This is a genomic window from Mycobacterium sp. (genome assembly GCF_965229105.1).
In the GTDB taxonomy this organism is placed as follows: domain Bacteria; phylum Actinomycetota; class Actinomycetes; order Mycobacteriales; family Mycobacteriaceae; genus Mycobacterium.
The window spans coordinates 3,210,894-3,236,420 of the sequence record NZ_OZ245858.1; the positions used below are offsets into that span (position 1 = coordinate 3,210,894).

Annotated in this window: 21 protein-coding genes; 10 read left to right on the top strand and 11 right to left on the bottom strand. The window is 65.6% G+C overall.

Going from position 1 to position 25,527, the window contains the following annotated elements:
* Nucleotides 1–8: 8 nt before the first annotated feature.
* From ADBZ9O_RS15015 to ADBZ9O_RS15030, 4 genes are all read right to left on the bottom strand, one after another.
* Entirely contained in the window at nt 9–1,538 is a 1,530-nt protein-coding gene (locus ADBZ9O_RS15015; RefSeq protein ID WP_526532536.1) for a CYTH and CHAD domain-containing protein, read from the bottom strand.
* Nucleotides 1,539–1,642: 104 nt separating this feature from the next.
* Nucleotides 1,643–3,655 (bottom strand): 5-oxoprolinase/urea amidolyase family protein, encoded by a 2,013-nt coding sequence (locus tag ADBZ9O_RS15020; protein ID WP_526532538.1) that lies wholly within the window; start codon nt 3,653–3,655, stop codon nt 1,643–1,645.
* A gap of 10 nt (nt 3,656–3,665) precedes the next feature.
* Complete coding sequence (locus ADBZ9O_RS15025; protein WP_526532540.1) at nt 3,666–4,301, bottom strand: urea amidolyase associated protein UAAP2; 636 nt, start codon at nt 4,299–4,301, stop codon at nt 3,666–3,668.
* Between the two features lie 8 nt (nt 4,302–4,309).
* On the bottom strand, nt 4,310–5,086 hold the full coding sequence (locus tag ADBZ9O_RS15030) for a DUF1989 domain-containing protein (protein WP_526532542.1): 777 nt from the start codon (nt 5,084–5,086) through the stop codon (nt 4,310–4,312).
* Between the two features lie 165 nt (nt 5,087–5,251).
* Here ADBZ9O_RS15030 and ADBZ9O_RS15035 point away from each other — a divergent pair, with 165 nt between their 5' ends.
* Nucleotides 5,252–5,923: a TetR/AcrR family transcriptional regulator gene (locus ADBZ9O_RS15035; RefSeq protein WP_526532544.1), complete on the top strand. Its 672-nt coding sequence runs from the start codon at nt 5,252–5,254 to the stop codon at nt 5,921–5,923.
* A complete protein-coding gene (locus ADBZ9O_RS15040; RefSeq protein WP_526532546.1) occupies nt 5,920–6,714 on the top strand; it encodes an enoyl-CoA hydratase/isomerase family protein in 795 nt (264 codons plus the stop codon). The genes ADBZ9O_RS15035 and ADBZ9O_RS15040 overlap by 4 nt, the downstream gene beginning before the upstream one ends.
* Here the strand turns inward: ADBZ9O_RS15040 and panB are convergent, their stop codons facing one another.
* Nucleotides 6,715–7,578, bottom strand: coding sequence for a 3-methyl-2-oxobutanoate hydroxymethyltransferase (gene panB, locus ADBZ9O_RS15045; RefSeq protein WP_526533174.1), 864 nt, complete (start codon nt 7,576–7,578; stop codon nt 6,715–6,717).
* A gap of 164 nt (nt 7,579–7,742) precedes the next feature.
* Between panB and ADBZ9O_RS15050 the strand changes: the two genes are divergently transcribed.
* The 7 genes from ADBZ9O_RS15050 (at nt 7,743) to ADBZ9O_RS15080 (ending at nt 18,396) form a co-directional block, all read left to right on the top strand.
* On the top strand, nt 7,743–9,146 hold the full coding sequence (locus ADBZ9O_RS15050) for a WS/DGAT/MGAT family O-acyltransferase (protein ID WP_526532548.1): 1,404 nt from the start codon (nt 7,743–7,745) through the stop codon (nt 9,144–9,146).
* A 75-nt stretch (nt 9,147–9,221) separates the two neighbouring features.
* On the top strand, nt 9,222–10,766 hold the full coding sequence (locus ADBZ9O_RS15055; RefSeq protein WP_526532550.1) for an alpha/beta fold hydrolase: 1,545 nt from the start codon (nt 9,222–9,224) through the stop codon (nt 10,764–10,766).
* Between the two features lie 78 nt (nt 10,767–10,844).
* Complete coding sequence (locus ADBZ9O_RS15060; RefSeq protein ID WP_526532552.1) at nt 10,845–12,353, top strand: alpha/beta fold hydrolase; 1,509 nt, start codon at nt 10,845–10,847, stop codon at nt 12,351–12,353.
* Nucleotides 12,354–12,405: 52 nt separating this feature from the next.
* Nucleotides 12,406–13,746: a type I glutamate--ammonia ligase gene (gene glnA, locus ADBZ9O_RS15065; protein ID WP_526532554.1), complete on the top strand. Its 1,341-nt coding sequence runs from the start codon at nt 12,406–12,408 to the stop codon at nt 13,744–13,746.
* Between the two features lie 60 nt (nt 13,747–13,806).
* Complete coding sequence (locus ADBZ9O_RS15070) at nt 13,807–16,803, top strand: bifunctional [glutamine synthetase] adenylyltransferase/[glutamine synthetase]-adenylyl-L-tyrosine phosphorylase (protein ID WP_526532556.1); 2,997 nt, start codon at nt 13,807–13,809, stop codon at nt 16,801–16,803.
* Nucleotides 16,804–16,897: 94 nt separating this feature from the next.
* Nucleotides 16,898–17,530 (top strand): PaaI family thioesterase, encoded by a 633-nt coding sequence (locus ADBZ9O_RS15075; RefSeq protein ID WP_526532558.1) that lies wholly within the window; start codon nt 16,898–16,900, stop codon nt 17,528–17,530.
* Nucleotides 17,530–18,396, top strand: coding sequence for a TIGR03619 family F420-dependent LLM class oxidoreductase (locus ADBZ9O_RS15080; protein ID WP_526532560.1), 867 nt, complete (start codon nt 17,530–17,532; stop codon nt 18,394–18,396). The genes ADBZ9O_RS15075 and ADBZ9O_RS15080 overlap by 1 nt, the downstream gene beginning before the upstream one ends.
* On the opposite strand, the gene ADBZ9O_RS15085 is transcribed toward ADBZ9O_RS15080, so the two are convergent.
* The 4 genes from ADBZ9O_RS15085 to glnA (ADBZ9O_RS15100) all read right to left on the bottom strand — a co-directional run bounded on the left by ADBZ9O_RS15085 (nt 18,366) and on the right by glnA (ADBZ9O_RS15100) (nt 22,141).
* A complete protein-coding gene (locus tag ADBZ9O_RS15085; RefSeq protein ID WP_526532562.1) occupies nt 18,366–18,788 on the bottom strand; it encodes a DoxX family protein in 423 nt (140 codons plus the stop codon). The genes ADBZ9O_RS15080 and ADBZ9O_RS15085 overlap by 31 nt on opposite strands.
* Before the next feature lie 47 nt (nt 18,789–18,835).
* The gene (gene dtd / locus ADBZ9O_RS15090) at nt 18,836–19,267 is read right to left on the bottom strand and encodes a D-aminoacyl-tRNA deacylase (RefSeq protein ID WP_526532564.1); all 432 of its coding nucleotides are present in this window, start codon (nt 19,265–19,267) and stop codon (nt 18,836–18,838) included.
* 10 nt (nt 19,268–19,277) lie between these two features.
* Complete coding sequence (locus ADBZ9O_RS15095; RefSeq protein ID WP_526532566.1) at nt 19,278–20,630, bottom strand: hypothetical protein; 1,353 nt, start codon at nt 20,628–20,630, stop codon at nt 19,278–19,280.
* 74 nt (nt 20,631–20,704) lie between these two features.
* Entirely contained in the window at nt 20,705–22,141 is a 1,437-nt protein-coding gene (gene glnA, locus ADBZ9O_RS15100; RefSeq protein WP_526532568.1) for a type I glutamate--ammonia ligase, read from the bottom strand.
* 137 nt (nt 22,142–22,278) lie between these two features.
* On the opposite strand from glnA (ADBZ9O_RS15100), the gene ADBZ9O_RS15105 reads away from it, so the two are divergent.
* Entirely contained in the window at nt 22,279–22,743 is a 465-nt protein-coding gene (locus tag ADBZ9O_RS15105; RefSeq protein ID WP_526532570.1) for an RDD family protein, read from the top strand.
* A 12-nt stretch (nt 22,744–22,755) separates the two neighbouring features.
* On the opposite strand, the gene ADBZ9O_RS15110 is transcribed toward ADBZ9O_RS15105, so the two are convergent.
* Together ADBZ9O_RS15110 and ADBZ9O_RS15115 are read right to left on the bottom strand one after the other, a co-directional pair.
* Complete coding sequence (locus tag ADBZ9O_RS15110; protein WP_526532572.1) at nt 22,756–24,600, bottom strand: amidohydrolase; 1,845 nt, start codon at nt 24,598–24,600, stop codon at nt 22,756–22,758.
* 149 nt (nt 24,601–24,749) lie between these two features.
* Nucleotides 24,750–25,514, bottom strand: coding sequence for a DUF4191 family protein (locus tag ADBZ9O_RS15115; RefSeq protein WP_526532574.1), 765 nt, complete (start codon nt 25,512–25,514; stop codon nt 24,750–24,752).
* Between the last annotated feature and the right edge of the window lie 13 nt (nt 25,515–25,527).

The window sequence follows — 25,527 nt, forward strand, 5'->3', positions numbered from 1 at the left end:
ACCCCCCGCTAATCGGCTTTGCGAACCGCCTTGTCGAGCTTCGCCAGCGTCGCCTCGACTTGTGCCCTGGTTGTATCGGCCAGATCGTCCTCACGCTGATACAGCAGGCCATAGGTGAACGTGTCCTCACCTAGGTTGTGTGCGACCTCGGCCTGCTGGCTCAGGTGTGTCCGGCTCACCACGCTGTCCTGGTGATCGCCGAGCAGCGTCTGAATCGCCTTGGCCGCATCGGATACTTTGCTGGCTCCCGTCGCGGCCGCGGTGTATCGCAACCGTTTGGCGCCCTTACGGATTCGGTGCAGGGCCTCGTCGGCTTCTGCCACCGGAGCCCCTGCGGCGGCCTTGGCCTTCTTTGCCGCCTTGCGCACCCGCTTGTAGGCGGCGTCGATGGTCACCGGCTGGGGTACCTCGCCGGATTCGGTGGGCTGCGGCTCTGCGGCAACCAGAGCCTCCAGTGCGTCGAGCAACCGGAAGTACCGCTCAGATCGCATGGCGGTGAGCGAACGTCGCCAGCCTGTCTCGTACCGGCGGTTGGCGCCTTCGATCAGCCGTTCGCGAACCCGTCCGCGAATCAGTTCCGCGGGCAACCCGTCGAGCGCCTTCTGGTAGCGCTGCGCGAGCACCTCGGCGTCACGGGCCACGCCGAGAATGCCGGCCAGCTGGCGCAGCTCGTCGAGCACCCACGAATCGTCGGTGAGGCCGAACGACTCCTCGGACTCCTTGAGCAGGCTGCGGATCTTGCGGGTGGTCACCCGCAGCTGATGTACCGAGTCGTAGACGTCGGCCCGCACGGCGCGATCCCACGTGATCAGCTCGCCTACCTGCTCGGCGACGGCCACATGCACGGGGTCGCGCGGCGCGGTCTCCTTCGGTTCGTCCTCGTCGTCGGCTGGCTCGGGTTGTGCGGTGGCAAGGACCCGCGCAAGTTTGGAACCATGGCCGGCCGGCACCGCGCCGGCATCGAGCAGTCGGTTGCCCAACCGGCCCAAAAGGTCGACGTCGGGCTCGGTGCCTTCGGGGCGCTCGGCAAGTTCGAGCTCCCATTCCCGCCACTGCTGCTCTTCCCCGCCGACGGCTGAGGCAGTGACGTGGTCATCGCAGAACTCGGCGAGTGCGGTGCCATCGGCGCCGAACAAGAGATGAATGTGGCGTTTCGTACTGATTCGCGCCACCGGCGCGATCGGCCGGTCCCGCACAATCGCCAACACCACATCGAGCAGTTCGGCGGGCACGATTTCTGTTTCGTCGGCCGATCCGAGCGGGACGCGCACCTCGGTGCGCGCATCCGCGCCAGCGGGCAGCTTCAGGTGCCAGCCCTCGTCGGCACCGCCGGTACGATGGCGCAAAGTCACCTTGTTCCTGGCCAGATCGTGGCCGGCGGTATCGAAGTACACCGCATCAAGGGATTCCGGCTCCGGGCGATCGACGCGGGCCACCGCCCAGATGCCGTCAAACGACGGTGACACCGACGATTCGGAGACGTCGAACTTGCGCTCGACCTCCGTGTGCCGAGTGGTATTCGGCTTTTGAGCAGGCATTTCCACCTTCATTGGGACGCGCGTACAAGGTCAATTGTGAACAGAGTGCCACATTGAAGTGAACGGACAACCGCAACGAAGTCGGCCTGAGTAAGTCAGCCGGGCTAACTGGCGATCTGGCTGGCGAACTCACCCGCACGGTCCCACGCCTGCCGCTCGGCCGCGAATGCAACCGCCTGCTGCTGGCGGAATGTGGCAATCGGATCGGCCTCGTCGGCAAGGAACGTCAGGTACTCCGGCATCGAGAAGATGCCGTCGGAGATCGCGACATCACCCCGGCCCGCTGCCATATCCGCGCGCAGATCGAGCAGTTCCTCCGCACTGACCGGGTAGAAGCTGATCCGGTCGAAGTACCGCAGCAGCCACGGCGTGCCCGGCTCGAAGGAGCCTGCGTCGAGGGGATGACGGTGGTTCCACACCTGGGTGGTGCGGCCGACGAACTGGTAACCGCCGGGCCCCTCCATCCCGTAGATGCACAGATATGCCCCGCCGATGCCGACAGCATTCTCCGGTGTCCAGGTGCGCGCCGGGTTGTACTTGGTGGTCACCAACCGGTGCCGCGGATCCAGCGGGGTGGCGACGGGGGCGCCGAGATAGACATCGCCAAGGCCGAGGACCAGATAGCTGGCGTCATACACGGTGTCGTGTACCTGCGACACATCATCGAGACCGTTGATCCGCCTGATGAATTCGATATTCCAGGGACACCACGGGGCATCTGAGCGCACGCCGTGCATATAGCGCTGGATCGCTTCATGAGTGGATGGGTCGTCCCAGGACAGCGGTAACCGGACGGTCCGACTGGGGACGACGAGTTCGTCGTTGGCCGGAAGCCCTTCGTCGAGTTCGGCGAGCACATCGGCGACTTCGCTCATCGACACGACAGCTGGGTCGAACTGCACCTGCAGTGACCGGACCCCAGGGGTCAGCTCGGTCAGGCCAGGAACGGCGCGGGCGCGCAACTGTTGGTCGAGGACATGGACACGGGCCCGCATCGCGAGATCGAGCACCATCGGACCGTATTCGACGAGCACGCCGCCGTCGCCGGCCCGTCGCAGGGTGACATCGGTACCGTCCTTGGCCGAATATCGGTTCAGGACACCGTCATCTGAGTCACTGGAATTGGAGATGACCAACGGGAACGACGCCCGCCGGTCGATATCGAGGCTGCGCAGCGAAGGGGCCCGGTCGGCGCGGACCGGCACGAACCTCACGGCGTCGCCCGGGGCCATCTGGCCCAGTTTCCAGCGGTCACCCCCCACCACGGTGACGGGGCAGACGAAACCGCCGAGGCTGGGTCCGTCGGGGCCGAGCAGGATCGGGGTGTCCCCGGTGAAGTCAAGGGCACCAACGCAATAGGCGTTATCGTGGATATTCGACGGGTGCAGACCGGCCTCACCGCCATCGGTGCGGGCCCACTGCGGTTGCGGACCTTCCAGGCGGACACCGCTGCGGTCGGAGTTGAAATGCACCTTGTAGTCCGTGCTGATCATCGTGTCCATATCGGCGCGGGTGAAGAACTCCGGCGCGCCGTGCGGACCTTCGGTGACAGCCACCTCCCAGCGGTGTCCGATACTCGGTTGCTCCTCGATCGCGGCCCTGGCGTCGCGTTCCGGCCGCTTCTCATGCGGCCCGGCATCGGCGCCGAGGGTCAGGATGTCGCCGGCCCGCAGCGACCTGCCGTCATGACCGCCGAACTGGCCCATCGTGAAAGTGGCTGCGCTACCCAGGTATTCGGTCTCCGTCAGGCCGCCGGCCACCAGCACGTAACAACGCATCCCCGGGCCGGTGAGCATTCCGACCTGCAGGGTCGCCCCGGCAGGGATGGTGATCGACTGCCACTGCGGCACGGTGGCGCCGTCGAGGGTGATCGTGACGGGGGCACCGGTGACGCAGACCCGCCCACCGTCGGGAAACCGCAGCGTCGGACCGCCGCGGGTGCATTCGAGCCCGGGTGCGCCTTCGGGGTTGCCGAGGACGCGGTTACCGAGCCGGAACGACAGGTCATCCATCGGGCCCGATGGCGGGACGCCGATATTCCAGTAGCCGACGCGACCGGGCCAGTCCTGCACCGTGGTCAGCATGCCTGGGCTGACCACTTCGATAGTGGGGGTCATCAGGGCGTGCTCACGTCTCCGAGATCAGCATGCGCACGGGTGTGGGGTTGAATCCGTTGCACGGGTTGTTGATCTGCGGGCAGTTGGACACCAACACCAGGGTGTCCCGCTCGGCACGTACGGTCAGTGATTTTCCTGGACCCGACAGGCCATCGACGATGCCCAGTGTGCCATCGGCTTCGATCGGCACGTTCATGAAGAAGTTGATGTTCGGCACGATATCCCGTTTGCCCAGCCCCCATTTCGCGCCCTCGGCGAGGAAATTCTCCGCACAGGCATGCTGGTGCACGGTGTGGTGTCCATAGCGCAGGGTGTTCGATTCCTTGGAGCAGGCGCCCGCCAGGGTGTCGTGGTTGCCGACCTCGTCGGCGACGATGGTCACCAGCGGGGTACCGTCGGCGGCCCGCAGCACCGAACCGGTGGTCAGGAAGATATTGCCTTGGGCGGCAACGGTTGCCTGGCCGCTGTAGCGCTTGGTGGGATCACACACGCCGTTTCGTACCCCAAAGAACAGTGTGTCGACGGCCTGGTTGCCGTGCAGGTCGATGATCTGCAGCTGCTGGCCGGTGGTGAGCAGCGCCGACCATGGGGCGCAGGCCGCAACGATGTCGTCGGAGACGATCTGGTGTTCGGTGAGGGTGGTCATGACTCGGCTCAATTCTCGGCGGCTTCACGAAGGGCTTCGGGACGGGGAGTGTTTTGGCTTGCGGCCCAAGTGCTTTCGGTGTTGAAAAGGGCGCGCAGGTATTCGGGCTCGGTGCTCACCGGTGTGCTCAGCTCGTCGTCGGCACGCCAGGCCACCACATCCAGTGGGGTGAGGGTGGGGTCGGGGTCCAGCGGATGCGCGGCGTTGACCAGGGCGACCACCACCGGCAGGTGGATGAGCAGATCCACCGATGTGCCCGGCCCGGCCGACCCGGTGAAGTTCAGCGATCCATCCGCCTCGGCGTGAACGCCTTTGAAGAACGATGCGGACGGCGCAACGTCACGGGCGTCCATCCCGTGCTTGATCGCGGCCAGCAACATGGCGTTCTGCGCAACGGGTGTCATTCCGCAGATCAGGTCGTGCCGTCCGGAGGTGTCGGTGACGACGGTGGCCAGCACTCGGCCCTGATCCGATAGCAGGGGATGACCCGCACTGAGGTAGGCCTGCCACGGCACCTTCATCGTGTCGGCCACGTTGAGACGTTCCCAGGTCGCGTCGGCGCGAAAGAGCAGCAGATGCCCACAGGCGCCACCGTCGGGATCGGCCAGGCGCAGCCGGGTTCCCCTGCCGAGGACCCGCGTCGCATATGACCCCGCGGGGATGGACTCGGCCCACACCAGCCGCGACGGATCGACCTCAGCCGGCATCGCGGGGATCCGCATCGCGGCGTGTTCTGCCTGGGCGCGGGCATGTGATCGGGCCCCGGCTGTCGACGCGGTGGTCATGGTGTCCTCCCTGTCCGGTCGACATGCGACCGATTAACTGTCACTTGAAAGTTTTATGGACACGGATTCCGGTCGGGTGTCCCAACTGTTACGTCTTCGTTGACAGTATTTCTATCAAATGACAGATAACCTGGCACGGCGAACGCGTGATGCGACAATGTGCCCATGCGTAGCGACGGCCGTGGACGACCCCGTCTGGAGCAATCCCGGCGTCCCGGAAAGACGGCACGGGAAGAAATTCTCGATGCCGCTGCCGAACTCTTCACCAACCAGGGCTACTCAAGCACCTCGACAAGGGCCATCGCCGACGCGGTCGGGGTCAGGCAGGCCTCGTTGTATCACCATTTCGCCACCAAGGACGACATCCTCGACGCGCTGCTGGCCGGTACGGTCGACGCTCCGCTGGAGCTGGCGGGGGAGTTGCTTGTCGAAACCGGGCCCGCCGCACCGCGGCTGCACGTCCTGATCGTCAGCGATGTCACCCAGCTGTGCGGAAGTCGCTGGAACCTCGGCGCCCTGTACCTGCTGCCCGAACTCCGCGTCGACCGATTCGAGCAGTTCAGGCTGCGTCGCGATGCCCTGCGCGCCCACTATGGGGATCTGGCCCGCCAGGTGATCGCCGAATGCAACGGACCCACTGATGCGATCGATCTGCCGTTCCGGCTGGTCGAATCAGCCATCAACCTCCGCTCCGACGATAACGGCTGCCCACCGGAGCAACCCTGGGTGATCGCCGACGGCGCGTTGCGCACACTGGGCTGGGACCGGGACTTCACGAGGATGCGACAGGGGACCGCGCAACGGCTGCAGATCGGAGGAGTTAACGTCTCGGCATGACTTCTGCCGCCCCGGCGTACGAGAGCCTCCTGTTCGAGCAGTCCGGCCCGATCGCCCGCATCATCCTCAACCGCCCCGATGCCGCAAACGGCATGAACGACACACTGCTTCGTGAACTGGCCGATGCCGCCAAACGCTGCGACGTCCCGGGGATCAAAGTGGTGACGCTGACCGGCGCGGGGCGGTTCTTCAGCGCCGGTGGCGATTTGAAAGCAGTGGCCACCTCACCACTTGCGCCCGGCCGCTACATCAAGGGCATCGCCGACGACGTGCACAAGGCCATCTCGACCTTCGCGCGGATGGATGCGGTGCTGATCACCGTTGTCAACGGCGTCGCCGCCGGCGCCGGTTTCAGCCTGGCGGTCGGCGGGGATCTGGTGCTGGCCGCCGCATCGTCGTCGTTCATGATGGCCTACACCAAGGCGGGGCTGAGTCCCGACGGTGGCGCCTCGTATTACCTGCCGAGGCTGATCGGCCTGCGTCGGACCCAGGAGCTGATGCTGACCAACCGCAGGCTCTCGGCCGAGGAGGCCGTGCAGTGGGGACTGGTCAACGAGGTGGTCGACGACGCGAACCTGGCCGCCCGTGCCGATGAGTTGGCGCGTCAGATCGCCTCTGGCCCAACAGCATCGCAGTCCGCGGTGAAGAAACTGCTGCTGGCAACGTTCACCAACGGTATCGAGGTCCAGATGGAACTCGAGGGCAGGTTGATCGCCGAGAATGCCGATTCGCCCGACGGCAGGGAAGGCATCGACGCGTTCCTGAACAAGCGCGCGCCGAAGTTCGCCTGACTAGAAGGAGTGCTCCTCGGCGGGGAAGCTGCCGCTGGCCACCTCGGAGCTGTACTGCTCTGCGGCACGGCGCAATTCGCCACCGACATCGCCGAAGCGCTTGACGAACTTCGCCGTCTTACCGGTGGTCATCCCCGCCATGTCCTGCCATACCAGCACCTGCGCATCGCAGTTGGGTCCGGCACCGATACCCACGGTCGGGATGGTCAGCTTGCCGGTGATCTGGGTGGCCAGTTCGGCGGGCACCATCTCCAGCACAACCGCCACGGCGCCGGCCTCGGCGACGGCGATCGCGTCGTGAATGGTCTGCTCGGCGGCGTCGCCGCGGCCCTGCACCCGGAAACCGCCGAGGCCGTTGACACTCTGCGGGGTGAAACCGATATGCGCGATCACCGGGATGCCGGCCTGGGTCAGCATGGCGATCTGCTCGGCGACGCGCTCGCCACCTTCGAGCTTCACGGCGTGGACGCCGGTTTCCTTCATGAACCGGGTGGCCGTTGCGAGAGCCTGCATGGGCCCGGATTCGTAGCTGCCGAAGGGGAGGTCGGCGACGACCAGCGCATGCGGCGCGCCCTTGACGACGCCCCGCACCAGCGGGATCAGTTCGTCGATCGAGACCTGCACCGTGGTGTCATAGCCGTAGACGACGTTGGCGGCTGAATCGCCCACCAGCAACACCGGGATCCCGGCGTCATCGAAGGCCCTGGCGGTGGAGTAGTCGTATGCCGTCAGCATCGACCACTTGTGGCCTTCGGTCTTCCACTGCTGCAGGTGGTGGGTGCGTACTTTGATGCGCTTGGTCGGAGCCCCGGAAGCCGTAGAGAGGGATTCGGAGGCAGCACCATAAACAGTCTGCTCAGACATCATTGTCCTTCGTGGTGGGTTCGTCCGGTCGATCCTCGAGGCCTTGTGCGGGTCCCCGGGTTCGTCTGACGGCGTCCAGTCTGCCACCCGTGCCGACAAACTGGGAAGCAGTAGTTGAGTGGACTTCCTCACACCGCACACATGCCGGACATACCATCGCGGGCATGCCCGCCTACCAGAGGCTCAGCGGCCTCGACGCCAGCTTCCTCTACCTCGAAACCCCGTCGCAACCGCTCCACGTATGTTCGATCCTGGAAATCGACACCTCCACGGTGCCCGGCGGCTACACCTTCGAGGGGCTGCGCAACGAGCTGGCGGTGCGGATCAGGGCGATGCCCGAATTCCGGGAAAAACTGATGGACAGTCCGTTCAACCTCGATCATCCAGTATGGGTGCAGGACAACGATTTTGATGTCGACAGGCATCTGCACCGGATCGGTCTGCCCGCGCCCGGTGGCCGTGCGGAGTTATCGGAGATCTGCGGTCACATCGCGTCGCTGAACCTCGACCGCAGCCGCCCGCTGTGGGAGATGTGGGTCATCGAGGGTGTGGCCGGGACCGATGCCCACGACGGTGGTCGCCTGGCGGTGATGACGAAGGTGCACCACGCCGCCGTCGACGGGGTGACCGGGGCCAACCTGATGTCTCAGCTGTGCAGCACCGAACCGGATCCGCCGGCGCCGGACCCGGTCGAGGGGGCCGGTGACGCCAATCAGGTGGAGATCGCGGCCAGGGGACTGGTCAAATTCGCTTATCGCCCGGTGCATCTGGCCACCAAGGTGCTGCCGGCGACCGTCACCACGGTGGTCGACACGGTGCGCAGGGCGGTCGGGGGCGTGGCGATGGCCAGCCCGTTCACCGCGCCCCAGACGGCGTTCAACGCATCGGTGACCGGGCACCGCAATATCGCCTACGCCCAGCTCGATCTCGAAGACGTCAAGAACGTCAAGAACTACTTCGGCGTCAAGGTCAACGACGTGGTGATGGCCCTGGTCTCCGGCGTGCTGCGGCAATTCCTGCTCGATCGTGGCGAGCTGCCCGAACATTCGCTCATCGCGATGGTGCCGGTATCGGTGCACGGAAAGTCCGACCGGCCCGGCCGCAATCAGGTATCGGGGATGTTTTCCAGCTTGGAAACTCAGATCGCGGATCCGGCCGAGCGGATCAAGGCCATTGCCGAAGCGAGTTCGCTTGCCAAAGAGCACAGTTCGGGGATCGCGGCGAACCTGCTGCAGGACTGGTCGCAGTTCGCCGCGCCTGCGGTGTTCGGTGTCGCGATGCGGTTGTATGCCAGGACGAATCTGACCGAGGCCCGGCCGGTGCACAACCTCGTCGTCTCCAATGTGCCCGGTCCCCAGGTTCCGCTGTACTTCCTGGGCTCCGAGGTCAAGGCGATGTACCCGTTGGGCCCGATCTTCCACGGGTCGGGTCTGAACATCACCGTGATGTCGCTGAACGGCAAACTCGATGTCGGGCTGATCTCTTGCCCGGAATTGCTCCCCGACCTGTGGGATATGGCTGACGACTTCGCCGTCGGCATGGCTGAGTTGCTCGCCGCGACTCGGTAGCGCCCCGCCGCGCTAAAACACCGGTCCACCAGCGCATCGAGGATTTCCCCCGAGCTCATGGCAGCATGTGTTGCCATGAGCTTGCTTCACCGCCACCCGCACCAGCGCAGGATCTTGCGCACCACGTTGATGGGGGTGCTCGTAGCGGTGCTTGCGCTATCCGGGTGCAGCCGCATTGTCGATGGGCATGCGCTGATCGCTGAGCCCCGGATCGGCGATCCCGTGGCGTGGGAGCCGTGCAGGTTCGAAAGCGGTGCCGAAACCCGGCTGCCCGCGGGCACTCAATGCGGGCGGATTGCGGTCCCCGTGGACTACAGCAAGCCCGATGGGGCGCTGGCCGACATCGCGATGATCCGCTTTCCCGCCACCGGCGACAAGATCGGCTCGCTGGTGATCAATCCCGGCGGACCAGGCGAGTCGGGGATCGAGGCCGCGGTGGGCATGATCGACACCCTGCCGCCCGAGATCAGGCAGCGTTTCGACCTGGTCGGCTTCGATCCGCGTGGTGTGGGATCGTCCAGCCCCGCGCTGTGGTGCAACTCCGACGAGGACAACGACCGATTGCGCGCGGAACCCCAGCAGGACTACACCCCGGCCGGCGTCGCGCAGATTGAAAAAGAAACCAAAGAATTCATCCAGCGCTGCGTCGACAAGATGGGCAAAGATTTCCTGGCGAATATCGGAACCGCCAGCGTGGCCAAGGATCTCGATGCCATCCGCGCGGCAGTCGGCGACGATAAGCTGACCTATCTCGGCTACTCGTACGGAACCCGGATCGGTTCGGCCTACGCAGAGGAATTCCCGCAGAATGTGCGGGCGATGATCCTCGACGGGGCCGTCGATCCCAATGCCGACCCGGTCGAAGAGGACATCAAGCAGGCCAAGGCTTTCCAGGACGCGTTCAACGATTTCGCGGCTGACTGCGCCAAGAACACCTCCTGCCCGCTGGGCACCGACCCGGCGAAGGCCGTCGATGTGTACCTGGACATGGTCGAGCCGTTGGGAACCAAGTCGGCACCCACCAAGGACCCGCGTGGGCTGTCCTACAGCGATGCCGTCGTCGGCACCATCATGGCGCTGTACTCGCCGAGTCTGTGGACTCATCTTTCGCAAGGCCTGACCGAACTGAAGGCCGGGCGCGGGGACACGATGCTGGCACTGGCAGATATGTACATGCGGCGAGACGCGCAGGGTCACTACACAAATGCCACCGATACCCGCGCTGCGGTGTCATGTGTGGATCAACCCGCGCTGACCGACCCGGTCAAGGTGATCGAAGAGGACCGCCGGATACGAGAGGTCGCGCCCTTCATGAGCTACGGGGAGTTCACCGGCCACGCGCCGATGCCGACCTGTGCGTTCTGGCCAGTCCCGCCGACCAGTGAGCCCCACCAGATCAGCGCTACCGATTTGCCGCCCATCCTGGTGGTCTCGACCACCGGCGACCCGGCCACGCCGTATGAAGCCGGCGTGGAACTGGCCAAAGAGCTCAAGGGTGGACTGCTGACCTATCAGGGCACCCAGCACACTGTGGTGTTCCAGGGCGAGAGCTGCGTCGACGATTACGCAACGCAATATCTGATCAACGGCGCGCTGCCGCCACCCGATTCGAAATGCTGACCCGGCCGTGCCCGGACTGAGACCCTAGCGTTACCGTCTCGCGCCGCTCGGTCGGCGCGCTCATGCGACCATGTGCGGATGCGGCGCGTTGGATCAGTGGGCTCAGTGCTGCTTGCCTGCGCACTGATCACCGTCGCACCGCTGCCGGTGGCGATGGCCACCCCGGAAGGGGCGCCCGATCCGGCTGCGCCACAGCAGAATTGGAGCGATTGCTCGGCGTTCTTCACCGGCGGTGACGGGCCGCCGACCGCGCTGTGCACCATGGTGGCTGTCGGTGGCAGCGGGGGCGAAGCGCTGGCCAACCTCGCCGTGATCCGGATCCCGGCGACGGGATCGCGGATCGGATCGCTGTTCATCAATCCTGGCGGGCCAGGGGCGTCGGCGGTGGACAGCGTCGCGGGGATGGGTACCGCCCTGGCGGGCACCGAGATCACCGAACATTTCGACCTCGTCGGTGTCGACCCACGCGGCGTCGGACATTCCACCCCGCAACTGCGCTGTCGCACCGACGCCGAATTCGATGCCTGGCGCCGTGAACCGATGGCCGATTACAGCCCGGCCGGCGTCGCCCATATCGAGGCGCTCTACCAACAGTTCGTCGACCAGTGCGCGCAGCGGATGGGCCCGGCGTTCTTGGCTGGTGTCGGTACCGCGGAAGCGGCCCGCGATATCGACACCGTCCGACGGGTCATCGGTGACGACCAGATCAACTACCTGGGCTTTAGTTACGGCACCGATATCGGCACGTCCTACGTCGAGCAGTTCGGCGATCATGTCAGGGCGATGGTGCTCGACGGCGCGATCGATCCGAGCCTCGGCCCGGTCGAGAAGAACATCCGACAGATGGCCGGCTTCCAGACGGCATTCAACGACTACGCCGCAGACTGCGCGCTTTCGCCCGGCTGCCCGCTGGGCCAAGACCCCGCGGCATGGGTCAACCGCTATCACGCACTGGTTGACCCTCTGGTCGCCACACCGGGCCCAACGTCGGACCCGCGGGGGTTGAGCTATGCCGATGCCATCACCGGCACCGTCAATGCGCTGTACTCGAAGCAGTACTGGAAATACCTCACCAGCGGGTTACTCGGATTGCAGCGCGGTAGCGACGCAACCGATCTGCTGCTGCTCGCTGACGAGTACCAGGGCCGTGGGCCCGACGGGCATTACCGCAACCTGCAGGATGCGTTCAATGCGGTCCGCTGCGTTGACGACCCGTCGCCGACGGATCCGGCCGTCTGGGCCCAAGCCGACCAGCAAATCCGCGAAGTCGCGCCGTTCCTGTCCTACGGCGCGTTCACCGGTTACGCCCCCCGCGATATCTGCTCGTTCTGGCCGGTGCCCGCGACGTCGAGCCCCGGCCCGGCCGCGCCGGTGCCGCCGGGCAAGGTCGTCGTCGTCTCCACCACGCACGATCCGGCGACGCCGTACCAGGCCGGGGTGAACCTGGCGCAGCAGTTGGGCGCCCCACTGATCACCTTCGAGGGCACTCAGCACACCGCCGTGTTCAACGGATATCAGTGCCTCGACACCGCCGTCGTGCGTTATTTCGTCGATCTGACACCGCCGCCAGACAACCTGCACTGCTAGTAGATCCAGCGCCGTAACACAGAATTAACAGCCGGTGCATACGCTCGCGGTCATGGATCGTCAGAAGGAGTTTGTCCTCCGCACGCTGGAGGAACGCGATATCCGCTTCGTCCGGTTGTGGTTCACCGATGTGCTCGGATTCCTCAAGTCTGTCGCGATCGCGCCGGCCGAACTCGAGGGCGCTTTCGAGGAGGGCATCGGCTTCGACGGTTCGTCCATCGAAGGCTTCGCCCGCGTCTCGGAATCGGACACCGTGGCCCGGCCCGATCCGTCCACCTTCCAGGTGCTGCCGTGGATCACCAGCGGCGGCGATCACCATTCCGCGCGCATGTTCTGCGATATCACCATGCCCGACGGTTCGCCGTCCTGGGCGGACTCGCGGCACGTGCTGCGCCGCCAGCTCGCCAAGGCCAGCGACCTCGGCTTCTCCTGCTACGTGCACCCCGAGATCGAGTTCTTCCTGCTGGAGCCGGGACCGTATGACGGCTCCGAGCCCGTCCCGGCCGATAACGGCGGCTACTTTGACCAGGCCGTGCACGATTCGGCGCCGAACTTCCGGCGCCACGCCATCGACGCGCTGGAGTCGATGGGCATCTCGGTGGAGTTCAGCCACCACGAAGGCGCCCCCGGCCAGCAGGAGATCGACCTGCGGTACGCCGACGCGCTGTCGATGGCTGACAACGTGATGACGTTCCGCTACGTCGTCAAAGAGGTCGCGCTGAAAGAGGGCGTGCGGGCGTCGTTCATGCCCAAGCCCTTCACCGAGTACCCGGGCTCGGCGATGCACACCCACATGAGCCTGTTCGAGGGTGAATCCAACGCGTTCCACAGCCCTGATGACCCGCTGCAGCTCTCCGACGTGGGCAAGTCGTTCATCGCCGGCATCCTGGAGCACGCCTCGGAGATCAGCGCCGTCACCAATCAGTGGGTGAACTCCTACAAGCGACTGGTCCAGGGCGGGGAGGCCCCGACGGCCGCGTCCTGGGGGGCCGCCAACCGTTCGGCTCTGGTGCGTGTGCCGATGTACACCCCGCGCAAATCGTCATCGCGGCGTATCGAGGTGCGCAGCCCGGATTCGGCCTGCAACCCGTATCTGACGTTTGCGGTGCTGCTCGCTGCGGGTCTGCGCGGCGTGGAGAAGGGCTACGTGCTCGGACCGCAGGCCGAGGACAACGTCTGGAGCCTGACGCCTGAGGAGCGCCGCGCAATGGGCTACCGGGAGCTGCCGTCCAGCCTCGGTCTGGCGCTGACCGAAATGGAAGGCTCCGAACTGGTCGCCGAGGCGTTGGGCGAGCACGTTTTCGACTTCTTCCTGCGCAACAAGCGTGCGGAGTGGGAGAACTACCGCAGCCAGGTCACTCCGTTCGAGCGGAAGACCTATCTGTCGCTGTAGCCGGTCGCGGTAGCGCTTCGCACCGTGCGCCGCCTGCGGGTGTCCCAAACGGCCCCGCCGGTGAGATACCGTTTTGTCGTGGCCAAACCTGCGACGCAGCGTCCCAAGCTGCCCAGCGTAGGCCGGCTCGGACTGGTGGAGCCGCCCGCTCGTAACGATCTGGCGCGACTTGGCTGGACCACCGACGCCCATGTCGAACTGTTGTGGTCGCTGTCGCGCGCGCCCGACGCCGATGCCGCGCTGCGCGCCATGGTCCGGCTGGCCGATGCGGCAGGCGCGGACTGGGATGAGCTCAACACCGCGGTGATCAAGGACCGCAGCCTGCGTGGCCGGCTGTTCGCGGTCCTGGGGTCCTCGCTGGCGCTCGGTGATCACCTGGTCGCCCACCCGCAGTCCTGGCATCTGCTGCAGGGCCGGGTGGAGTTACCGTCCGCCGACGAACTCACCCGGATGTTCACCGACTGCGTCACCCGGATACCAGCCACCGAAAACCTCAGAGCGGCGGTCCTTCCCGCACTGCAGAAGCTCTACCGTGACCGGCTGCTGGTGCTGGCCGCACTCGATGTGGCGCCCACGGTGGAAAACGAACCCGTGCTGGCCTTCGCCACCGTCGGCAGCCACCTCTCCGATCTGGCGGACGCGGCGCTGGGCGCGGCGCTACAGGTGGCCGTCGCGACGGTCTGCAAAGAGGGCACCCCGGCACCTCGCCTCGCGGTCATCGCGATGGGCAAATGCGGGGCGCGGGAACTGAACTATGTCAGTGACGTCGACATCATCTTCGTCGCAGAGACCGCGGACGCGATCACCACCCGCGTGGCCGGGGAGATGATGCGGCTGGGCTCGGAGACCTTCTTCGAGGTCGACGCCGCGCTGCGGCCCGAAGGCAAACACGGCCAGCTGGTCCGGACGCTGGAGAGCCACATCGCATACTACGAACGCTGGGCCAAAACCTGGGAGTTCCAGGCGCTGTTGAAGGCGCGGCCCGCCGTCGGCGATGCCGAATTGGGCAGGCAGTACATGGCCGCGATGATGCCGATGGTCTGGATGGCCTGCGAGCGTGAGGATTTCGTCGCCGATGTGCAGGCGATGCGCCGTCGGGTCGAACAACTGGTGCCCGCCGACGTGCGCGCCCGTGAGATCAAGCTGGGCACCGGCGGGCTGCGCGATGTCGAATTCGCGGTGCAACTGCTGCAATTGGTGCACGGCCGCACCGATGAATCCCTGCATGTCACGTCGACGGTGGAAGCGCTGGCCGCGCTTGGCGCCGGCGGGTACGTCGGTCGCGACGATGCCGCCAATATGACTGCGTCGTACGAATTCCTGCGGTTACTCGAGCACCGACTGCAGCTGCAGCGGCTCAAACGCACGCATATGCTGCCTGCCCCCGATGACGATGAGGCGCTGCGCTGGCTGGCCCGGGCCGCGCATGTGCGTCCCGACGGGCAGCACGACGCGCTCGGGGTGTTGCGTGAGGAAATGCGGCGCCAGAGCCTGCGGGTGTCGCGGCTGCACGCCAAGCTGTTCTACCAACCGCTGCTGGAATCCCTTGGCGGGTCAGTCGATATCACCTCGGGGATGACCGCCGACGCCGCCGAACGTCAGCTCGCCGCCCTTGGCTACCAGTCGCCGGCCTCTGCGCTGACCCATCTGTCCGCGATGGCCAATCAGAGCGGACGCCGCGGACGGGTCCAGGCGGTGCTGTTGCCGACCCTGCTGGACTGGCTTTCCGATACTCCCGACCCCGACGGCGGCCTGCTGGCCTATCGCCGGGTCAGCGAGGCGCTGGCCGAACAGCGGTGGTATCTGAGCACGCTGCGCGACGAAAGCGCCGTGGCCAAACGGTTGATGCACGTGTTGGGCACATCGGCCTATGTCCCCGAACTGCTGATGCGGGCCCCGGAGGTCATCCAGTCCTACGCCGACGGCCCCGCCGGTCCCAAGCTCCTCGACGTCGAGCCCGATGTGGTGGCGAGGGCGCTGGTCGCCGCGGCCGGGCGCCAGCCCGATCCGATGAAAGCGATTGCCGCAGCCCGCACGCTGCGCCGCCGCGAGTTGGCCAGGGTCGCATCGGCGGACCTGCTCGGCATGCTCGACGTGCGTGAGGTCTGCCGGGCTTTGACGTCGATCTGGGTGGCCGTGCTGCAGGCCGCGCTGGAAGCGGTCATCCGCGCCAACACCCCGGCCGACGGCCGGGTCCCCGCGACGATCGCGGTGATCGGGATGGGGCGCCTCGGCGGCGGCGAACTCGGCTACGGCAGCGACGCCGACGTCATGTTCGTCTGCGAAGCCACCGACGGTTTCGATGACGCGGCCGCGGTGAAATGGTCGGTGACCGTTGCCGAGCAGGTACGGGCGCTGCTGGGCACCCCGAGCGCGGACCCGCCACTGGAAGTCGACATCAACCTGCGGCCCGAGGGCCGCAACGGACCGTTGGTGCGCACCTTGGCGTCCTACGCCGCGTATTACCAACAGTGGGCGCAGCCCTGGGAGATCCAGGCGCTGCTCCGCGCGCACCGGGTGGCCGGTGACCTTGACCTGGGTGGGCGCTTCCTGGTGTTGATCGATAAGACCAGATACCCGTCCGGTGGGGTCTCGACCGACGCCGTCCAGGAGATCCGGCGGATCAAGGCCCGCGTCGACGCCGAGCGCCTGCCCCGCGGCGCCGACCCCAACACCCATACCAAGCTGGGACGCGGGGGACTGGCCGATGTCGAGTGGACCGTGCAGCTGTTGGCGTTGAGGTTTGCGCACCGAATTCCGGCCCTGCACAACACATCCACGTTGGAATCACTCGACGCCATCGGCGCTGCCGAACTGATCGCCGAGGGCGATGTCGATCTGCTGCGGCAAGCCTGGTTGACCGCGACCAGGGCCCGTAATGCGCTGGTGCTCGTCAAGGGCAAACCGACCGATCAACTGCCCGGCCCTGGCCGCCAGCTCAACGCGGTGGCGGTGGCAGCGGGTTGGCCCAACGATGACGGCAGCGAATTCCTCGATAACTATCTACGCGTCACCCGCCGGGCGAAGGCCGTTGTGCGCAAGGTGTTCGGAGACTGATTTAGCACCCCTGCGCACCCCGCCGAAGGTTTCGTAGACCCCTTGATGTTATTAAGGACAGCAAGGGGCGGGCGACGGTCAGGAGTTCACACGGGTGCATCAGTTCACGCACGAGGCGATCGACAGTGCCGAGTTCGACCGGCAGAAGGCGCTGTATGCACCATTTACCCAGTCCGTGCGCGAACTGCTCGACGCGGCGATCCGTACCCAGGTCGACGACGACACCATCCGCGAGGTCCAGTTGGCCATCGACGCGGTGACCGAGCGACTGCGGACGAAGCAGTCCGAAGGCCCCTACGGGGTGCGCTATGCCGTCGACGGTCGCGGTCAGGCCTGGGGTAACCCGGTGATCGGGGTGCGCAATGCGATGGCGCCGCCGCTGGTGATTCATACCGACCCCGATCTTCGGTGCTGGTCGGATTTCGAACTCGGTGCGGCCTATGAGGGTCCACCGGGACATGTGCACGGCGGTGTCTCGGCATTGGTGCTCGATCACATCCTGGGTGAGGCGGCCAGCGCGGGGATGACCAAGCCGAACTTCACCGGCACCATCACCTGCCGCTACCTGCGCGGGACACCACTGGGCGCACTGCGTGCCGAGGCCTACATCGACCGTGTTGAGGGTGTGAAAACCTTTGCGCGCGGCTTCATTTCGGATGCCGAAGGACACACCGTCGAAGCCGAGGGCGTATTCATCAGGCCCGTCTGGGCCAGGGAGGTCAACTGATGGCGTTACAGCACTACGTCAGCGCAGCGTTCCTGGACACCCGCCAAGCGATCGATATCGCCAAGGCCGCAGACGATCTCGGATACGACGGGCTGGCCATCCCTGATCACGTGATCAACCTGGAGACGTTGGCCACGCCCTATCCCTACACCAAGGACGGTAAGCGGCGCTGGGAACCTTTCACCGATTGGCCGGATCCGTGGGTGTTGATCGGGGCCGTCGCGCAGGTGACCACCCGGCTGAAATTCGTCACCACCGTTTACATTCCCGGTATGCGCGAGCCCTACACGGCCGCGAAATCCATTGGTACCGCGGCCTATCTCGCCGAGGGCCGATTGCAGCTCGGTATCGGCGTCGGCTGGTGCGAGGAAGAGTTCACCCTGCTGGGTCAGCGCTTCGATCGGCGCGGTAAGCGCACCGACGAAATGCTCGAACTGATGAAGGAGCTGTGGAAGCCGGGCTGGACCGAATTCGACGGCGAGTTCTACCAGACACCCCGACTCGAAATGCAGCCGACGCCGCCGCCTATCCCGATCTACGGTGGTGGGCTGTCTGAGATCGCGTTACAGCGGGCCGCGCGCAACGACGGCTGGATCGGTGATCTGATCTCCACCGACCAGGCGCTGGTGCGGGTGGCGCGGGTCCGCGAGATCCGTGCCGAAAAGGGTTTGGGAATGGATGGTTTCACGGTGTTGACGCCACTGACCGACGCCTTCACCCCGGAACATTTCGAGCGCGCCGAGGCTGGCGGTATCACCGGCATCGTCACCATGCCGTGGATGTTCTACACCGGCCCCGACGCGCCGCTCGCGGACAAGATCGACGGGATGAAGCGCTACCGCAAGGATTTACGACTCGACACCTGACGGCGGGAGTCCAGCGCGTACAGCCCGCCGCCGGTGAACACCAGCAGGAAGAACGCGAAGCAGTAGAGCACCGCGGCTTCACCGCTGACGATCGGTGGGAAGCCGGCCTCGATGTGCTGAGTGAAGTAGGCGAACGCCATGATCCCTGAGGCCACGAAGGCGGCGATCCGGGTGAACAGTCCGATGGTGATCAGGATGCCGGTCACCAGTTCGAGCAGGCCTGCCCACCAGAAGGGGAATGACCCCACGGCAGCCGCCGGGCCTGCGGCGGCGGGCCAGCCGAACAGGTGCGACACGGCGTGGCAGAGGAAAAGCAGTCCGAAGATCACGCGGAAGAGGCTCAGGACAGCGGGGGCGTGCGGGTTGAGTCGGGCGTCCAATTGCTGTGTCATAGCTGTGAGCCTACTATCCGGACCGGAGTCCGAATAATTCCAGGAGATTACATCTCCAACAACACCGTCACTGGACCGTCGTTGACGAGGGCCACCTGCATATCCGCACCGAACACCCCCGTGGCCACCTGCGCGCCCAATGCGCGCAGGGCATCGGTGAACGCGGTGACCAACGGTTCTGCGACGTGGCCGGGCGCGGCGGCATTCCACGACGGTCGCCGGCCCTTGACCGTGTTGGCATACAGGGTGAACTGGCTGACCACCAGGATGGGTGCGCCGATGTCGGCGGCGCTGCGTTCGTCGTCGAGAATCCTTAGCTGCCAGAGCTTTTCGGCCATCCGGCGGGCTTTTTCGACGTCATCGTCATGGGTCACCCCGACCAGCGCGAGCAGTCCCTGGGTCTGCGGAGCGATCGCGCCGACCACCTCGCCGGCAACGGTCACACTCGCCGACGACACTCGTTGTAGGAGAATTCGCATCGATATCGGCTCAGTCCACGGTGCCAGTAAGGGCGAAGTCGCCGAGGGTGGCCACGATGAGCTCGCGCAGGTCGGGGCCCGACACGTCCGCACCGGGCCGGTTGAATCGGACCGTGATGAAGACCTTCCCGCAGACCCGGCCCGACATCAGATAGAGCTCGCCGTAGCGGACGTCATGATTGCTGGTGGTGAGATTCTGCTTCAGCAGTCGAATCGACACCGACCCGGCTTCGGTGCCGTCGGCCCGCGTCACCGCCGGGTCGATATCGCCCAGATTCGAGCAGCCGACCGGCAGGCTGGCGAACCACACCGCGCCGGCAGGCGCGTTGCGGATCGCGGTCTTGGGGATCAACGGGGTCAACGCGAAACCAGCCTCGAGCTCCTCGAAAATCCCGAGCCCGTGAGTCAGTGCTTCCTTGGTCTTTTCCCGGACCGCGCGCAGATCGTCGGTCACCCCGCGGGGGTCGACGGTGAAGTCCACGGCGCGCAGCGCATTGGCGCGGGTATCGCCCTCGGTGCGGTCGTTGACCGGATAGGTCAGGCTGACCAGCCCGGTCGCGGCACCGAGGCGTCCGACCTTCTGCGCGAGCTGCGCGCAGAATCCGGCGAACAACGAGTTACTCGATCCGCCGAGCGCCACCGCGCGGGCGTCCCAGTCGGCCTGGTCGATGTGGACCGTCGCCGTCGCGACAACCGCGATCTGTCCGTCGCGTGTCTTGGCGTGGGAGGCCGGCGGTGGCGCGTCGGACTTTGTCGACTCCCGAGCGGTGCGGACCGCGATCTTCGCGGCGGTGGCCAGCCCGTGCGCGACTTTAGGGATATCCCTTGCGGTTTGGCGGCTGTCTTCGCGCAGGGCCCGTGACCGCAGCCGCGAGCCGGGCGGCGGATAACCGTAATCGTGCGTGACGCCCCCGACGGCGTCGGCCAGTGCACGACAGAGCCCGACGGCGTCGATCACGCTGTGGGAGGCCACCAGGGTGACCGCGGTTCCGTCGTCACCCATGGGCAGGACAGAAAGATGCCAGCTGGGACCGAACTCGGCATCGGTGGGCAGCTCGGCGCGCTCGTCGACCCAGGACCGCAGCTCGGCGCGCGGTCGGGCCGCGGCGATATCGATACCGGGGGAGGTGTTGACCGCGACCCAGCGGTGCCGGCCGAATGGGAGGGCGGAGCGTTCGATGCGCCTGCCGAGCAACCCGTGGGCGAGGTTGTCGTTCAACCGGCGCAACCCGTCAATATCGACGGCGCGGTCATAGACCCACGTGCACTGGATGCCGTGCTCGGTGCCGTTGGCCCGCATCGACAAAAACAATGCCTGGTCGACGTAGGCAATCGTGTTGTCGGGCAAATTCCTGTCAGGCACGGTCTTGAACACTAAAAGGCCGGGTGGTGCGAACACCACCCGGCCCTTTGAGATGTGTGACTTAGACGTCGGCTTTAAACGTCGTAGTAGAGCGCGAACTCGTACGGGTGCGGACGGATCTGCACCGGCAGGATCTCGTTCTCCCGCTTGTAGGAGATGTAGGTCTCGATCAGGTCGGGCGTGAAAACACCACCCTCGGTGAGGTATTCGTGATCCTCTTCGAGGCGATCGATCACCGCCGACAGCGATGTCGGGGCCTGCGGGATGTTGGCGGCCTCGTCCGGCGGCAGCTCGTAGAGGTCCTTGTCCACCGGCGACAACGGCTCGATCTTCTTCTTGATGCCGTCGATGCCGGCCATCAGCATGGCCGCGAACGCCAGGTACGGGTTACCCGAGCTGTCGGGGCAACGGAATTCGAGCCGCTTGGCCTTCGGGTTGTTACCGGTGATCGGGATGCGGACGCAGGCCGAACGATTTCGCTGGCTGTAGACCAGGTTGATCGGGGCCTCGTAACCCGGGACCAGACGCTTGTAGGAGTTCGTGGTCGGGTTGGTGAACGCCAGCAGCGACGGCGCGTGGTGCAGGATGCCGCCGATGTAGTGCCGCGCCAGGTCTGAGAGGCCGGCGTAACCGGACTCGTCGTGGAACAACGGCTTACCGTCTTTCCACAGCGACTGGTGGGCGTGCATACCCGAGCCGTTGTCACCGAAGAGCGGCTTGGGCATGAAGGTGACGGTCTTACCGTTCTTCCATGCCGTGTTCTTGATGATGTATTTGAACAACAGCACATCGTCGGCCGCGTGCAGCAGGGTGTTGAACTTGTAGTTGATCTCGGTCTGCCCGCCGGTACCGACCTCGTGGTGACCGCGCTCCAGGATGAAGCCGGCGTTCTGCAGGTTGGTGGCCATCTCGTCGCGCAGGTCGACGTAGTGGTCATAGGGTGCGACGGGGAAGTAGCCGCCCTTGGGACGGACCTTGTAGCCGAGGTTGGGGCCGCCGTCGGCCTCGAACGGTTCGCCGGTGTTCCACCAACCGGACTCGGAATCCACCTCGTAGGAGGTGCCGTTGATATTCGAGTCGAAGGTGACCGAGTCGAAGATGTAGAACTCGGCCTCGGCACCGAAGAAGCAGGTGTCGGCGATACCGGTGCTCGTCAGGTAGTTCTCGGCCTTGCGGGCGACGTTGCGCGGGTCACGCGAGTATGCCTCGCGCGTGAACGGGTCGTGGACGAAGAAGTTCAGGTTCAACGTCTTGGCCGCGCGGAACGGATCGATCCGCGCGGTCTCGGGATCCGGCAACAGCATCATGTCGGATTCGTGGATCGACTGGAAACCGCGAACCGATGAGCCGTCGAATGCCAATCCGTCCTCGAACACACTCTCGTCGAAGGCCGAAGCCGGGATCGAGAAGTGCTGGACGACACCCGGCAGATCACAGAACCGGATGTCGACGTACTCGACCTTCTCGTCCTTGATCTGCTTGATGATGTCGTCGGCGGTCTTTTCTGCCACTGAATGCTCCTTTGCGCGTGTAAAGAGACCAGGTCTGTATTGCACCCGCTGATTGACGCTATGAAGGCAGTGTTACCGGCCAGTCAAACGGACGTTGCGCCAACGTTACGCAATCCAGTTATCCCTATGCTGACAACATGGCCCGTTCGATCTCCTCCTGGCTCTCCGGCCCAGCATCCGCGGACCCGAGCCAAGCCGCCGGCTATCCCGGTGAAGCCCTCGGCCTGCCCGAATCAGGGCCGCGCTCACTGGCCCGATCGGGTCGCCGCTTCCTTGCCCTGCTGGTCGACTGGTTCATCGCGTACGGGCTGGCCGCGCTGGCCATGGAGGTGGGCCTGATCTCGGCGGCGATGGTGTCGACGGCCGTGCTCGGCATCTGGTTCGTCATCGGTGCCGCGACGGTGCGGCTGTTCGGTTTCACGCCGGGGCAGTACGCGCTCGGACTGTTGGTGGTCCCCGTGGACAGGCCAGGCGGTGTTGGCCTCGGCCGTGCCGTGGCACGCGGGCTGTTACTGGCCCTGGTGATCCCTGCGCTGTTCACCGACGCCGACGGCCGCGGCTTCCAGGACCGGCTGACCTTGACCGCGGTCGTGCGGCGCTAGCAGGTCCGTCGCTCAGGCCTCCTGGCGGATCTGGCCGTTCATCATCGTCATCGCCACCTGTGCCGTGTGAATATCGTGCGGGTCGATCTCCAGGATGTTCTTGTCCAGGATGATCATGTCGGCAAGCTTGCCGACCTCCAGTGAGCCCACTTTGTCGTCGAGGCGGATCTGGTAGGCGGCGCCCATGGTGTTGGCGTGCACGGCCTCGGCGACTGACAGCGCCTGGTCAGCCGGGGCCAATACCGGATTGTCAGCCTTACCGATCAACTGGCGCGTGACGCCGATCTGGATGGAATCCAGCGGCTTATAGGTGGAGAAGTAGCCTGCGGCCGGCCAATCGGTCCCCAAGGAGATGCGGCCGCCGGATTTGAGCACCTCCTGCGGACGGTAAAGCAGCTCCTTGCGGGGGGATCCGTAACGTGCGCCCATATTCTGGATGGTGTCCGGATCGGCCGACATCCAGTTCGCGGAGAACTGGGCGATGACGCCGAGCTCACCGAATCGTTGATTATCGGGATCCTCGACGTAGACCAGGTGAGCGATGGCGTGCCTGCGGTCACGCGGCGGGTTCGCCGCGATCGCCTCCTGAACGGCATCCAGTGCCACGCGGGCGGTGTGTTCGCCACAGGCGTGCATGTGCAGGTCGAATCCCGCCGCATCGGCCTCGCGCACAATTTTGTGCCATTGCTCGACGGTGAACGGTGAACCGCCGGTGGAGTCGGGTTTATCCGCATACGGCTCCAGCAGCCACGCGGTGTAACCACCCTGAGTGCCGTCGCCGACGATCTTGAGCACGGGCGCCTGCACCAGCTCGGTCGAGATGCGGTCACGGACCTCAGTCATCTTGGCGACCGCATCGTCAATCGGCGGTCCCTTGACGCTGTAGGAGGCAATCACCCGGAACGGCAGTTCACCGCGTTGCTCTGCTGCGGTGTACAGCCCGATAATCGCGGCCTGGTCTTCGCCGATGGGCGGCACCCCGGCATCGAAAACCGAGGTGATTCCCGCCGCCGATGCCTTCGGTGTCCAGGACGCGAGCAGCTTGGCCATGGTGTCGGCGGAGATCGGCTCGACGGCGTTGACGACGTTGAGTTCGGCGACTACTTCGAGGACGTAGCCGGTGGGATCACCGTTTTTGTCCCGCATGTAATAGCTGAATCCGGGGATGGGATCGGGGGTGTTGCGGTCGACCCCCGCCATCTGCAGCGCCTTGCTATTGACCCACAGGCTGTGGCCGTCGATGGCGAAGAAGAAAGCGGGCCGGTCCGGCAGGATGCGGTCCAGGTCCGCGCGGGTGGGTCCCTCGGGTCCGAACATGTCGACCCGCCAACCGAATCCGCGTATCGGACCCTCGGGATTCTCCTTGGCGTACTTCTCGATGGCCGCCAGGGCGTCGGCGCCGGTCGGTAGCTGCAGATCGAGCCCTGATGTCAGGAAGGCACCCATGAACGGGTGGGTGTGCGCTTCGACGAATCCCGGCATCAACAGCCTGCCGCCCAGGTCGATCACCCGGGTGTTCGGGCCCGCCTGTGCCATTGCGCCCGTGTCATCGCCGACGTGGGTGATGGTGTTGCCCTTGACGGCGACGGCTTCCGCCCACGGCGAGGGACCCGCGACGGTATAGACCCGCCCGTTGTGGAACACGAAGTCCGCCGCGCCTTCGGCATTCGCTCCGGAACCGGTTGGCGCGGCATCGGAGCCGCCACTCGGTGCCGGGGACTTCGTGGTCGGAGCGCAGGCGGTGATCGCAGCTGCCGCGGCAACCACGGTCGCGGTCTTCAACACCGTCCGGCGCGAGGCGATCTTGCCGGTGCCATACGCGGCGAAATGAGGCGCCCATTGACATGCCGTACACATACATTCCCCCGAGACGTGTTAGTTAGCCTGCGCTTTCGCACCGCGCTCGGCGCGAGACGAACAATATCGGGCCAACGGTTTCACCGTCGGGCTATTGGCAGATTTCGTTGCTAACGAAAACAGATCAAGAGGGCAGAGTCATGACACAGCTACTTGCGGCGCACCGATCGCTGAACGCCACGAACTTTCGCGCCGGCGGGCATCGGCCCCTTCGGCATGGCGGCCGGCCCGACTTTGGTGCCGAGCGCGGCGAGCCGGGACTCCAGGGAATCCATCTGCTTGACGGTGATGTTGGCGGGCAGCTTCGTCAGGTGGCGCTCCAGCTTGGCCAGCGGCACCTCACCCTCACCGTTGCCCACCACGATGTCGTAGATCGGCACATCGCCGACCAGCCGGGCGGTGCGCTTCTTCTCCTGGGCCAGCAGCGGCTTGACCCGGGTGGCCGAACCCTCGGCGACGAAGATCACGCCGGGCCGACCGATCACCCGGTGCACGGCGTCGAAGTGTCCCGTCGCGGCGACACCGGGGGTGACCCGCCACTTACCCCGCAGGTTGTCCAGTGCCCACGCCGCGGCGCCGGTTTGGCCCTCGGCCTTGCGGTAGACCGACTTCTGCGCGCGACGACCGAAGATGATGAAGGCGACCAGGGCGCCGAGCAGCACACCGAGCGGAATCAGCATGAACATGGTGAAGCCGCCGATGACCACACCGGCGGCAACGGACGCAGCGACGATCACCACGAACGCACCGATCATGTACGGGAGCAGGCGCTTGTCTTCTTTGCGCTGCATCTGGAACGCCTGCCACAGCTGGCTGCGCCGCTGTTTCGACGCGGCCTTGCGGGCCGTCTTCGCCTCGGCCTTAGCGGCCTTGTCGGCCGCTTTCTTCGCGGCGGTATTGGAGGATTTGGCCATAACTACACAGGAT